This window comes from Comamonas sp. UBA7528, from assembly GCF_002479375.1.
Taxonomy (GTDB): domain Bacteria; phylum Pseudomonadota; class Gammaproteobacteria; order Burkholderiales; family Burkholderiaceae_C; genus Comamonas.
This window is the reverse complement of the sequence record NZ_DLMU01000009.1, coordinates 263,673-276,447: the sequence shown is the minus strand read 5'-3', so window position 1 is coordinate 276,447 and position 12,775 is coordinate 263,673. Positions and strand designations below refer to the sequence as shown.

11 protein-coding genes are annotated in these 12,775 nt (G+C 67.3%); 6 read left to right on the top strand and 5 right to left on the bottom strand.

Features of this window, described 5'->3' with window-relative positions; genetic code table 11:
- Positions 1-6: 6 nt before the first annotated feature.
- The 3 genes from B3349_RS12350 to B3349_RS12340 all read right to left on the bottom strand — a co-directional run bounded on the left by B3349_RS12350 (position 7) and on the right by B3349_RS12340 (position 2,701).
- Complete coding sequence (locus tag B3349_RS12350) at positions 7-1,656, bottom strand: DUF4384 domain-containing protein (protein WP_291588999.1); 1,650 nt, start codon at positions 1,654-1,656, stop codon at positions 7-9.
- A 56-nt stretch (positions 1,657-1,712) separates the two neighbouring features.
- On the bottom strand, positions 1,713-2,126 hold the full coding sequence (locus B3349_RS12345; protein ID WP_127446217.1) for a hypothetical protein: 414 nt from the start codon (positions 2,124-2,126) through the stop codon (positions 1,713-1,715).
- Positions 2,127-2,233: 107 nt separating this feature from the next.
- Positions 2,234-2,701, bottom strand: coding sequence for a hypothetical protein (locus B3349_RS12340; protein WP_291588995.1), 468 nt, complete (start codon positions 2,699-2,701; stop codon positions 2,234-2,236).
- 326 nt (positions 2,702-3,027) lie between these two features.
- On the opposite strand from B3349_RS12340, the gene B3349_RS12335 reads away from it, so the two are divergent.
- The 4 genes from B3349_RS12335 to B3349_RS12320 all read left to right on the top strand — a co-directional run bounded on the left by B3349_RS12335 (position 3,028) and on the right by B3349_RS12320 (position 8,415).
- Positions 3,028-3,789, top strand: a complete 762-nt coding sequence (locus B3349_RS12335) for a response regulator transcription factor (RefSeq protein ID WP_414646889.1) — start codon at positions 3,028-3,030, stop codon at positions 3,787-3,789.
- Between the two features lie 14 nt (positions 3,790-3,803).
- A complete protein-coding gene (locus tag B3349_RS12330; protein ID WP_291588993.1) occupies positions 3,804-4,670 on the top strand; it encodes a sensor histidine kinase in 867 nt (288 codons plus the stop codon).
- Between the two features lie 81 nt (positions 4,671-4,751).
- The gene (locus B3349_RS12325; protein ID WP_291588991.1) at positions 4,752-5,549 is read left to right on the top strand and encodes an HDOD domain-containing protein; all 798 of its coding nucleotides are present in this window, start codon (positions 4,752-4,754) and stop codon (positions 5,547-5,549) included.
- A gap of 289 nt (positions 5,550-5,838) precedes the next feature.
- Positions 5,839-8,415, top strand: coding sequence for an AI-2E family transporter (locus B3349_RS12320; protein ID WP_414646888.1), 2,577 nt, complete (start codon positions 5,839-5,841; stop codon positions 8,413-8,415).
- An 87-nt stretch (positions 8,416-8,502) separates the two neighbouring features.
- Here the strand turns inward: B3349_RS12320 and gbd are convergent, their stop codons facing one another.
- Positions 8,503-9,639 carry a 4-hydroxybutyrate dehydrogenase gene (gene gbd / locus B3349_RS12315; RefSeq protein ID WP_291588989.1) on the bottom strand — a complete coding sequence of 379 codons (1,137 nt, stop codon included), beginning with the start codon at positions 9,637-9,639 and terminating at the stop codon, positions 8,503-8,505.
- 325 nt (positions 9,640-9,964) lie between these two features.
- Between gbd and B3349_RS12310 the strand changes: the two genes are divergently transcribed.
- Positions 9,965-10,906, top strand: a complete 942-nt coding sequence (locus tag B3349_RS12310) for an alpha/beta hydrolase (protein ID WP_291589225.1) — start codon at positions 9,965-9,967, stop codon at positions 10,904-10,906.
- Positions 10,907-10,947: 41 nt separating this feature from the next.
- Positions 10,948-11,802: a GNAT family N-acetyltransferase gene (locus tag B3349_RS12305; protein WP_066532582.1), complete on the top strand. Its 855-nt coding sequence runs from the start codon at positions 10,948-10,950 to the stop codon at positions 11,800-11,802.
- A gap of 92 nt (positions 11,803-11,894) precedes the next feature.
- Here B3349_RS12305 and B3349_RS12300 read toward each other — a convergent pair whose 3' ends face one another.
- Positions 11,895-12,590, bottom strand: coding sequence for a hypothetical protein (locus tag B3349_RS12300; RefSeq protein WP_291588986.1), 696 nt, complete (start codon positions 12,588-12,590; stop codon positions 11,895-11,897).
- Between the last annotated feature and the right edge of the window lie 185 nt (positions 12,591-12,775).

The following is a 12,775-nucleotide window of genomic DNA, read 5'->3' as shown; positions in this document are numbered from 1 at the left end:
GGTCTTTCAGTTGCCGGGGGCGGTGGGGCGCTTGGGCGTGACCTCCCATTGCAGCTGGGCCAGGCCGATGGTGGAGCCGGTTCCGGCTGCCTCACGCATCTGTGCGGCAATCTGCTCCATGCTGGTGATGCCGGGCAGCGGCTGGAAGGCCGGTTTCTGCAGCGATGCCGGCAATTGCGTGCTGACGTTTTTGTCGCTGGCAAAGCAGCCCACGGTTTCCTGGCCCGGCAGGCCGGCATCCATCACAAAACCGGGGGTGGGACTCATCCAGTCCGGAATGCGCACCGCCTGGTTGCCTGGCACCCAGCCGGACTTGTTGGTGGCATTGGGCAGGATGCGGATGACTTCGTTGCGCGCATTGCGCATGTAGCAGGACAGATAGGAGGAGCGGGAGACGGTGGCGGACAGGAAGATCTGTTCGCCCTGCTCGAACCCGGAGCGGCCCAGCATGATGTTTTCCACCTGCAGGTCCACTTCGGGCGGCTGGCCTTGCTTGTCGGTGGTGGTGGCGGCGGCCGTGGCGGTGTTGGTTGCTGCCGTTTCCCAGCCGATGCGCTGCAGGTGGCCATCGGGTGACAGGGTGACGAAATTGCGCAGGCTGCGCTCATAGGTGGGGAAGTCCACCACGCCGGTGACGACCATGCGTTCATCGGTCTGAAAGCGTGCCAGTGCCGTGTGCATGGTGGCGTCGTCCGGGTTTTCCGTGAGAAGATAGCCGCGGCGCAGCAGGGAGCGGCGCACCAGCTGGCCCCGTGTGGCCGGGCTGGCATCTTCATACCATTCGCGCATCTGGCGCATGAATTCCGGGTGGGTCTGCTCCAGCGTCAGGCATTGCCAGTAGGGGACACGCGCCCATTTGCCCAGCAGCTCGATCATGGCCAGCTCCACCAGGGTGCGGATGGCCGGGCCCGAGCCCTGGGTGTAGTCACGGCCCACATTGAACTGCACGCCGTAGTTGCCGATGCGGCCCGACAGGTCCAGGCCCTGACCGCCGCTGCCGATGACGATTTCATTGGCCGAGTCCAGGCCGGGAATGATGGTGCGGCTGCGGAAATCGCCCAGGTGCAGTTCCATGCCGATGACCGAGGAACGGCGGCTCTGGCTGTAGCCGGTTTCCAGGCGGGAGGCCGAGGTGCCCATATCGACGTTGTTGGCGATGACCTGCTGGTCCACAAAGGCCACGGCACCGGACACGTAGAGCGCGGGGCGCTGCAGGCGGATCTGGTTGTTGTTCAGCAGCAGGGTGGTCAGGTTCTGCACCGTATCCTGCTGCGCGATATTGACTTCATAGTCCACAAAGCGGAAGGCATTGCTGACGCGCGACATCTGCGACAGCGCCGTGACGATCATTTCCTTGGTGGCTACGGCAATCTTGCCGGAGTAGTCGGGGATGGACTTGCTGGTGATCAGCACGGTGCTCATGCCTGTTTCGCGGAACAGGTGGTCCATGCACATCAGCGAATCGGAGAAACTGGAGATCGACCGCGTGGGGCGCACGACCGGCCGGTTGATTTCGTTGGCCTGCGCGTGGTAGCCCGCATCCTTGGCCGGATTCATGGGCGCACAGCCTGTCAGCAGGCCTGCTGCGCTGAGCAGGCTGGTGACGGCGAGCAGGCGAGGACGACACAGGTTCCTGGGTGCGAAGGTGGTGCGCATGATTCCCTCTCGATGTTTTCCTAGTGGCCGCCCTGGTGCCCGGGCGCTTCTTTGCTTCAGCGGCAAATGTTCACCAAATCACCACGCAACACCACGATCTGCTGCTGTCCGTTACCCGTGCGGGTGGCGCCTGTGGCATTGGTGTTGCTGCCCACATCCTGGATGCAGGTCTTGCGGTTGGCCTGTGCACCGACGATGCGGTTCACATCGCCATCGGTGTAGATGCCGCTGGTCTGGTCGTTGAAGGTCTGGGCTTCGTAGCGTGCGATCTTGGCGCGCAGGTGCATGGGCACGCCGTCCGCATCGCTGCCCAGACCCTGGGGCTTGGTGGTGCTGCCCGTGGGCAGCTGCAGATGTTCCACCGGGTTCTGCAACTGGATGGTGTCTTCGCCAGGCGCTGCCATCGTGAGTCCGGTCACGCCAAGGCAGCTGGCCATCACGAGGCTGCGCAAAAGAGGGGAAGCAGGCATGGGAACCTCCGGGAGGCGATGAGGGGGAAGGGCGTGGAGTCAGCCGGGTGGTGGCTCCACGCACTGACAGCCGTCTGCCGCAACCGGGGTTGCGGCAGGGCCTGGCCTTACTGGCAGGTCTGGCAGCCGTTGTTGGTGGAGATGTTCTGCACCGCCGACGAGCCGCTGGAAGCGTGGTTCATCACGGCCGAGCCCTTCAGCGCCACCACCTGGGTCAGCTGCTTGGCGATGTCGACCTTGCCCACGTTGGTGGCCAGGTTCTGGCGTGCATCGCCGCCCGATTCAGCCTTGTTGCCGATGTAGGACAGCTTGCCGAACGTCATCTGCGTCAGCGCGGCACCCACGTTCACGTTGCCGGTGTTGGACGAGATGTTCTGGCGGGCATCGCCACCGGATGAGGCCTTGTTGCTGACAGCGCTCCAGCTCAGCGACGTCACTTGCACGGTCTTGCCGTCCAGGTAGATGGCGGGACCGGTGTCCTTGTCATCGTCGTGGCCGCCGGGGTAACCGGGCTTGCCAGCGAAGGCAGAGGCGGCGAGCAGGCTCAGAGAAACGACTGCGATTACTTTTTTCATGGTTGCGCTCCTAGAAGATTTCGTGACGTCCATCCGTTGACTCGCAGAGCCCATCTCTGCGGGTCGGCCTGTGGGTGCTGGTCCGCGTGGTTGGCAACACTTGCTGGCCTGGTTGAAAGTGTCCGTTTGCGTGCTTTGACAACCAATCCCGTAAATTTGGTAAGTGGGTACTACGTCTGCACACCTCCGGGAAAACGCGTGCTTTCCGAGTGCGGTGGCAATGGGGTCGAGGCATCTGCTGACAGGCGGGAAGCGGGAAACGCGGTAAAAAATTAGGTAGTGACGACATGTAAGCATTGAAAGACAGTGATGGAGGGCGCACCGTGATGCACACCGAACAAGAAGCTCCGTATGTTTGCGACGCTGCACTGCTTTCGGCGGGCAGTGCCGGTGCTGTGGACAGGTCGTTGTGGCCCGATTTCATGGTGGGCCAGAGTGAAAGACCGGTGCGTGTCCTGCTGGTGGACGACGACGCGCACATCCGCAGCGTGGTGGGGCGGGAGCTGATGGGGGATCCGCGCGTGTTGCTGGTCGGGCAGGCCTCCAGCGTCAAGGAAGCCCGGCGCCTCATGCGGGCGGAGGTTTTCGATGTGCTGCTGGCCGATCTGAACCTGGAAGACGGCACCGGCTTTGACCTGATGGGCCTGCAGCGTGCGCTGCGCCCTGCGGCGGAGACGGTCATCATCTCGGTGATGGAAGGGGATACGCAGCTGCTGCGCGCGATCGAGCAGGGCGCGGCCGGCTATCTGGTCAAGCACTCCTGGTTTGGCAGCTATGTGCAGGCGGTGCTGCAGGTGGCCAATGGCGGCGCGTCCATCACGCCGCACCTGGCTCGACGGCTGTTGCAGCGGTTGCGCAGCAACTGCGGGGAGCGCGACGCCAAGGCCTGTGTGCCGGAAAAACTCTCCGAGCGCGAGCGCGACATCCTGCGCCACGTGGCCAATGGCTATACCAGCCAGGAAATCTCGCAAAGGCTGGAAATTGCGCTGCTGACCGTCAACACCCATGTGCGCAACATCTACCGCAAGCTACAGGTGCGCAGCCGGGCGCAGGCGGTGCGTGCGGCCTTGACGCAGGGGCTGCTGTAGCGGCCGAAGCCGGAATGCCGCGGCGTCACCAGCGCAGGTCACAGCGCCACCCCGCCTGGATGCTGGGGGCGGGCACGGCCCTGTGGCTGCTGGAGATTGCCGCCATCCTGTACTGGCACCTGGGGGCGGCATCGCCGGATGCCCTGTACGAATGGCAGAACTGGGCCGTGATCGTGGTGTTGCACCTGCTCACCGCCACCTGGTTCGGGCTGATGTGGCCCAAGGTGCTGCGCTGGCGCCGCCGCAGCAGCCTGCGGGTTTCGCCCGAAGTGCGGGCCGAGCGCGAACGCATTGCCCAGGACCTGCACGATGGTGCAGGCAGCCACCTGTCCGGGGCCCTGGCGCTGCTGGAGACCCCGCAGCCGAATCTGGCGCAGGTGCGGCGCGCCGTGGAACACGCCATGTTTGCGCTGCGCGTGGAGATGGAAGCACTGGACGACGCGGACGCCTCGCTGATCGAACGCCTGGCCTCCATGCGCTGGCGTCTGCAGCCGCTGCTGAGCGAACGTGGCATGGTCATGCAGTGGAACATGCCGATGGACGAGGCGGACACCAGCCCGCGTGCGGAAAAAGGGCTGCAGCTGGCGCTGCTGGCGCAAGAGGCCGTGAGCAATGCCTTGCAGCATTCCAAGGGGACCTGCCTGCGCGTGGAGCTGCAGGCTGTGCCCGCCGGTTCCTGGACCCTGGAGGTGGCGGACGACGGCTGCGGCATGGAAGGCACGCCCGTGCAGCGTGGAGGCCCGCAGCAATCGCAGCGCGGCTGGGGGATGGACGGCATGCGGGCCCGTGCCCAGCGCATGGGGGCGCAGTTCAATCTGGATACCCGCCCCGGCCAGGGCACCTGCGTGCGGGTGGTGGTGCCCGCCGACGCCATTTCTTGATCTGTGGTCAATGAGTTTGTGTAGAAATGTAAAGAGTGCGGCTATGCTTGCGGCAGTCCGCACTTTCCCTTCACTTTCTGCATGCAGACCACCGAAGACCTTGCCTTGCCCTGCCAGCCGCGGGTTGTGGCCTTGCTGCTGAGCGAGTTGCTCAGCGACATGCCCAATCTGCGCCGCGTCAACCAGCTGTTTGGCTGCGACCCGGTGCTGGCCGCCAAGCTGCTGGCGCTGGCCAATTCGCCGGTGCACCAGATGGCAGGCATGGTGCGCGGCATCCCCCAGGCGCTGGCCTTGCTGGGGGTGTCGCATCTGCGCATGCTGGTCAATGGTGCACAGAAAGGCATGGCGGTGCGGGTGGTGCCGGGCATGGCGCTGGAGCCGTTCTGGCGGTACAGCCTGATGACGGCCAAGCTGGCGCGCTCCCTGGCGGGCATGGCCCACATGGACGGCAGCGCCGCCTACGCCGCCGGGCTGCTGCACGGCATGGGGCAACTGATGCTGCACCACACCCAGTCGGTGGCGACCGCGCCGCTGGACGAGGCCATGGACATCTGGGACCCGCGCCGCGCCCGCATGGAGGAGCGGCACTGGGGGCACTGCGCCACGCACACCACGGCGGCGCTGCTCAAGCAGTGGCGTCTGCCGCGCGAGCTGGTGGACAGCTTGCAGTGCATGGAAAATCCGCTGGCCTTTGACCAGTTCGAGCCCATGGCCGGCGTGCTGCACCTGGCGGTGTGGCGTATCCGCACCCAGGCCGCCCAATGGGACGAGCGCAGCACCGCACTGTCCTTTCCCTCCGAGGTGGGTGTGGCCATGGGGCTGGACATGGATGTGGTGATGCAGCAGGACACCTCCCGCTGGATGCATTCCGGTTTTTGAGCGGCACGCTGTAGCCCCGCAGCTCCGCCCCTGCGTCCCTGCTGGAGAGGCCTGCGCACGGCCAGCCCGCCAGCGGGCGACAGGCAGCCCCGGAGCCATGCCGGTATGGCAATCGGCGCCCTGTGTGTGGCAAACCCCTAAAGTGATAGCTGCTGGTGTCGCTGTGGATTGTGTCAACGGCCAAAAAGCCTTGAAATGGACGGACCACAGTCGGGCAACCGGCTGACAGCAGCGGCCCGCCGGTCGCAGTGCAATTCCAGTCTCACCGTCCTTGTCTGCCGAATCTCCCATGCCCGAGCACGTTGCCCCGCCATCTTCTGCCGCCGATGTCCCCCCGGGGCTGCACCGCATGGCGCGCGACCCGTCTGCGGCGCGTGCTGCGCGCTGGCGCAACGAGGAGACCCTGCCGCACGGCACGGCCCATGCGTTGGGGGCCGTGGCGGCCATGTTGCCGGCGCTGCGCCTGCTGGTGGGCCTGCTGATTGCCGCGCTGGTGATTGCGGCCCTGTACTTCGGGCGGGACATTCTGATTCCGCTGGCCCTGGCCGTGCTGCTGGGTTTTCTGCTGGACCCGGCGGTCAGCCGCATCAAACGCTGGGGCCTGCCGCGCATGGCGGCCACCTTGCTGGTGGTGGCGATTGCGCTGGGCGGCCTGGGGGGCATGGGCGCCTACCTGACCAACCAGGTCAGCGAGCTCAGCGCCGACCTGCCCACCTACCAGAGCACCATCCGCAAGAAGCTGCGCAATCTGCGCAACCTGGTCAAAGGCCCCAGCATGTGGGACGGAGCAATCAAGACCTATGACACGGTGGAAAAGGAGATCGCCGTGGCCGCCGGCCCGCCGGAGCGGGTGCAGAAGGTGGAGATCCAGCGCCCGGACGGCCGCTCCTGGGAGCAGGTGCTGGGCTGGCTGGCCAAGATCAGCGCCCCGATTGCCACGGCCGGCATCGTGCTGCTGTTTGTGATTCTGATCCTGCTGGACCGCGATGGCCTGCGCGACCGATTGCTGCGGCTGATGGGGGGCAATCTGCATGTGGCCACGGATGCGCTGGACGAGGCATCCGAGCGCATCGGCAGCTACCTGCGCATGCAGTTCATCGTCAACGTCACCTACGGCTTTCCCATGGCCGTGGGCCTGTGGTTCATCGGCGTGCCCGGGGCGGTGCTGTGGGGGGTGCTGGCCACGGTGATGCGCTTTGTGCCCTACGTGGGGCCCATGATCTCGGCCATCTTCCCGCTGGCGCTGGCCTTTGCCGTGGCCCCGGGCTGGGAGATGCTGCTGTGGACGCTGGGCCTGATCCTGCTGCTGGAGCTCCTGAGCAACAACGTCATCGAGCCCTGGCTCTATGGCAGCAGCACCGGCCTGTCCACGCTGTCCATCATTCTGGCCGCCACGTTCTGGACGGCGCTGTGGGGGCCCATCGGGCTGATTCTGTCCACACCGCTCACGGTCTGCCTGCTGGTGCTGGGGCGCTACATCCCGTCGCTGCAGTTCATGGAAGTGCTGCTGGGCAGCGAGCCGGTGCTGGATCTGCCCCACCGCCTGTACCAGCGCCTGCTGGCCGACGATGTGGAAGAGGCCGTGGACCTGGCCGTCCACACCATCGAGGCGGCCATGCCGGAGCGGCCCCAATCCAGCCAGCACAGCCCGGCCACCCGGGCCGCCGACCGCGCCACGGCGGTGCAGGGCTTCTACGACAGCGGCGGCATTTCCACGCTGCGCCTGGTCAGCAACCACTATGCCGATGTCGCCACGGCCGAGCACCGGCTGCGCCTGTCTTCCGGCCTGGACGAGCTGCTGGAGGAGCTGTACGAAGCCTTCCCGCCGCCCGCCGCCACGCGCAGCGGCCGGGTGCACTGTGTGGGAGCACGCTGGGACATGGATGCCCTGGCCGCCCAGATGGCCGCCCACAGCCTGGCGCTGCATGGCTACGCCGCCAGCCATGCAGGACAGCCGCTGAGCAGCGCGATCGAGCAGGCCGAAACCGCCGGCTGGCAGGACGTGCGCTGGCTGGTGCTGTCCGTGCTGCACCCGCAGCCCCAGGCCCAGGTGCGTTTCATCCTGCGGCGGTTACGCCGCCTGCACCAGCAGACGCCCCGGATCCAGGTGGTGCTGGCGCTGTGGAATGCCCCCAGCCACCTGCTGGGCGAGGGCACGGCCCAGCGCCTGGGGGTGCAGGCCGTGGTCACCAGCGTGCAGGAGCTGGTGCTGCGCCTGCAGCAGCTGGAAGCTGCCGACGGCGCGGCACCCGGCGGCCATGTGCCTGCGGCAATGCCGGACGACGAGGCGGAGCGCCTGCAGGCGCTGCACGCCAGCGGCCTGCTGCAGCACCCGCCGGTGCGCCTGTTCCACGACGCGGCGCAGAAAGCCGCCCATGCCTTTGGCGTGAAGTACGCCCAGGTCTCCCTGGTGGACAGGGACTGGGTGCACACCCCGGGCGGGCTGCTGGTGGCCGACGGCACGCCGCCCGAGCAGGCCGGTCTGCCGCGCGACCAGGCCATCTGCTCCTATGTGGTGCACGACCATGCGCCCGTGGTGGTGAACGATGTGGCCCGCGACCCCCGCTTTGCCGACAACCCGGTGCTGGCTGCGGCCCAGGTGCGCTTTTACGCCGGTGTGCCGCTGGTGGATGGCAAGGGCCGGGTGCTGGGCAGCCTGTGCATCCTGCACGATGCGCTGCGGGGCATCAGCGCGGAAGAACTGACGCTGCTGGGCATGATGGCGCAGGAGGTGATGGCGGTGGTGCAGGCCGACGCCGCCGCGGCACCCCCCGGTGCGGGGGGCACGTCGCCCTTGGCACCGCCGCCATCGCCGCCGGCCGATGGCGGGCCGCGTGCGGCGGGTGAGACAGGAGAGACGAGCTAGGGGGCAGGCGGACCTGGCAGCGCTGGGGCTGCCAGTGTGATGGCCAGCGCAGGACCATCTGGTCCCGGCCGGCCCTGTGCCGGCCGTTTACATCGAGGTGGCCAGCATGTCCTCGTAATCCTGGGCCGAGGCGATGCGCGGGTTGGTGCCGTGGCAGTGGTCTTTCAGCGCACCGGCAATCACCTGGGCATACCAGCCGGTCTCCACGCCCAGGGCGGCCAAGCCGGCGGGCAGGCCCAGGCGGGCGTTCATGTCGCGGATGGCTTCGGGAATGTCGCTGCCGCTGCGCAGGCCCATGGCGTGGGCCATGCGGTTCAGGCGGTCTTCGCGCTGCACGCTGTCGGCGGCGGCGTTGAAACGCACCACGGCCGGCAGGAACATGGCGTTGAGCGTGCCGTGGTGCAGGCGCGGGTTCACGCCGCCCAGGCTGTGGCTGAGACTGTGCACGCAGCCCAGCCCTTTCTGGAAGGCCATGGCGCCCTGCATGCTGGCACTCATCAGCTGGCGGCGCGCCTCGGCGTCCTGGCCGTTGCGGGTGGCGGCCTCGATATGGGCCCAGCCCCGGGTCAGTCCGTCCAGCGCAATGCCGTCGGCCGGCGGGTTGAACGCGGCGGACATGAAGGTTTCCATGCAGTGGGCAATGGCGTCCATGCCGGTGGCGGCGGTCAGCAGCGGGGGCAGGCCATAGGTCAGCTCCGGGTCGCAGATGGCGGTCTTGGGCACCAGGTGCCAGCTGTGGAAGCCCAGCTTGCGGTGGTCGTCCACGATGATGATGGCGCCGCGCGCCACTTCGCTGCCGGTGCCGCTGGTGGTGGGCACGGCAATCAGCGGGGCGACCTGTTCGGTGATGCGGGGCGAGCCGCCTTCGATGGTGGCGTAGTGGGACAGCGGCCCTGCGTGCGTGGCGGCAATGGCCACGCCCTTGGCGCAGTCGATGGCGCTGCCGCCCCCGACGGCAATCAGTCCGTCGCAGCCCTGGGCCTGGTAGAGGGCGACGGCAGCGCGCACCGCGGCTTCGGTGGGGTTGCTGGGGGTCTGGTCAAACACGGCGTGGGGCAGGTCGCCCAGCGCATCCACGGCCTTTTGCAGGATGCCCGCCGCCTTGACGCCGGGATCGGTCACGATCAGCGGCTTGCTGATGCCCACGCGCTCGCATTCCTGGCGCAGCAGCTTCACGGCGCCAAAGTCGAACTGGATCTGGGTGACGTAGTTGATGAAAGCCATGTGGGGAATCGCTCCAAAGCAAACCGGGGATGGAAAACGTTTCAATGTAGGGCGGGGCAGGGGCGCTGCCAAGCGCTGTAACCCGCAGGCGGGTGGGCAGACCGTCCACTGCGCGACAGTGCAGGAGCGTTAGAGGGGGAGCCCCCGCCGCGGCAACGCCCGTCTGCCCGCCAGGGCGGTGTTTTTGCTGCATGATGCACAGCTTTCCCCTTCTTCAGGGAGGCAGTGCCGCTGCAAGCATGGGTGGCGCTGCCCTCGCTTGACTGCCTTGTCCGCCGTGAACGACGCCACCGACTTCCTGCCCCAGTACCCCCTGACCCCTGCGATGCGCGATGTGCTGCGCCGCATGGCGCGCGCCAACCGCCCGCATATGCACCAGCTCACGCCCCAGCAGGCCCGCGCGGCCTATGAGGCCGGTGCCGGCGTGCTGGAAATCGCCAAGATCGCGCTGCCGCGGGTGCAAGAGCTGCAGATTCCCGCCCGCGATGGCGCCTTGCTGCCGGCCCGCCTGTATGCGCCCGAGGTGCAGGCACAGGGTGAAGGCGAGGGCCCGCCGCTGCCGGTGCTGATGTATCTGCACGGCGGGGGCTTTACCGTGGGCAGCATCGACACCCACGATCAGCTGTGCCGCAGCCTGGCCCACCAGGCGGGCTGCGCCGTGGTGTCGCTGGACTACCGCCTGGCGCCGGAATGGCAGTTCCCCACCGCCAGCAACGATGCCTGGGATGCGCTGCAATGGCTGGCCGCCGAAGGCACGGCGCTGGGGCTGGACACCACCCGCATGGCGGTGGGCGGCGACAGTGCCGGCGGCACGCTGGCCGCCAGCTGTGCCATCCTGGCGCGCGATGCGGGCCTGCCGCTGGCGCTGCAGCTGCTGATCTACCCCGGCACCACCGCCCACCAGGACACGGATTCGCATGAGACGTTTGCCCACGGCCTGCTGCTGGAAAAGGAAGGCATTGCCTGGTTCTTCAGCAACTATGTGCGCGACGACGCCGACCGCGCCGACTGGCGCTTTGCCCCGCTGCTGGCCCCGGATGTGGACGGTGTGGCTCCGGCCTTCATCTGCCTGGCCGAGCTGGACCCGCTGGTGGACGAGGGCGTGGCCTATGCCGACAAGCTGCGCATGGCCGGTGTGGCGGTCGATCTGGAGATCTACCGTGGCGTGACGCACGAGTTCATCAAGATGGGCCGCGCCATCCCCGAAGCGCGCCAGGCGCAGGCCGATGCGGCCAAAGCACTGAAAGCGGCTTTGGGCGCACACTGAGAGTCAGCACTTTCCCCCCTTTCCTTTTTGTGAGAATCGCCATGCAACTCGAAGATTTCCGCTGCAAGCACCGTCTGGTGGTGCGCTGGTCCGAAGTGGACGCGCAAAGAATCGTCTTCAATGCGCATTACATGATGTATGCCGACGTGGCCGTCACCGAATACTGGCGCCAGGTCGCCATGCCTTATGAGGCCAGCTGGGCCCTGTTGGGCGGCGAGCTGTATGTGAAGAAGGCCGAAGTCACCTACCACGCTGCGGCCGTGATGGGCGATGTGCTGGACGTGGGCATACGCTGCGTCAAGCAAGGCAACACCTCGCTGCAGTTTGAATGCGGCATCTTCCGGGGCCGCCAGTTGCTGAACACCTTGCATCTGGTGTACGTGTTTGCCGACGCCGGACGCACGCCCCAGCCCGTGCACCAGGCGCTGCGCGATCTGCTCACTGCGTTTGAAGCCGGTGAAGAGATGGTGCGCCTGGAGTCGGGCAGCTGGAACGACCTGGGCCGTTCCGCTGAGCGCCTGCGGGTAGACGTTTTTGTGCGCGAGCAGGGCGTGCCGCCCGAGATCGAGATGGACGAGTTCGACCCCATCTGCCGCCATGTGGTGGCGTTCAACCGCCTGAACCAGGCGGTGGGCACTGGCCGCCTGGTCAGTGATGCCCCCGGCGTGGGCCGCATCGGTCGCATGGCGGTGGCCCGTGAGCTGCGCGGCAGCCGCGTGGGCCGCCAGGTGCTGGACCGTCTGGTCGAGGCCGCCCGTACCCGGGGCGACCGCGAGGTGGTGCTGCACGCCCAGTGCCATGCCCAGAACTTCTACGCCCGCGCCGGATTTGTGCCCGAAGGCGAGGTTTACGCCGAAGCCGGCATCGACCACATCACCATGCGCCGGGTGCTGTAAGCCGGACACCGGCAGGCCCAGCGATGCCCAGGCACGTGGGTGACTGGGACACCGGAGGTTGGGGAGCCTGCGGGGCGCTGCAGGGACGGCAATCAGCCTGCCGGAGGCCGTGAACGCAGCACCAGGCGGCGCAGCGCCATGCCGGCGCCCAGCAACAGCCAGCAGCTGCTGTAGATGCACACGCTCCAGCACAGCAGCATCCAGCCGGGGCCTACCGCCTGCACCACGGCACCTCCGGTGAATGCTTCGCCTTCGCCCAGCGCATAGGCGGCCATCAGCAGGGCCAGTCCGTGGGCCAGCAGAAAGTGGCGGATCTGCACAATCCCCTGGTACAGGCCGAAGTGCGTGTCGAATGTGCTGGCCTTGCCGGGGTGGTTTTCCTGCAGGATGGCGGCGATCTTGCGGCGCGGGAACAGGTAGCCCAGGTACCAGAAGCCGGCGAACATGGCCGTTTTCAGCTGGGCCAGCGGGGCGTCCAGGCTGGGCGCTGGCGCCGCGGTGTCTGCCAACGTGGCGGAAGACCCAGACGCAGGCGCCGCAGATGTCGGTGCAGACGCAGGTGCAGACGACAACGCTATGGCCTGCGGCCCCTGCAGCCACCAGCGCAGCGTGAGCAGGGCCACCACCAGACCGGCCAGACCCAGCGAGACGGGGTCGAGCAGGTAGTCGTGCTGGGGGAAGGGGCTGTCGGTGTACAGGCCGAAGGTGCGCAGGGCCAGCAACGCACAGGCGGTGTGGGCAATGGGCGTGACCGGCGTGGCGGGCGGGATGTGCGTGGTGGGGTGCATGCGCGCTCCTTGGCTGCAGGCGGGGCAGCTTCAGTCTGCCCTGGCAGCCAGGGTGCGCATGGAGGCGGCGCTTGTCAAAGCGTGTCAGCCAGAATCGGTGGCCCCATGGCCGCCCGGCAGCTGTGGCCGGATCGGACGGTGGCCTGGGTGGCAGTGCGTACTGCCCGGCAGTGTGCAGGGTGCCT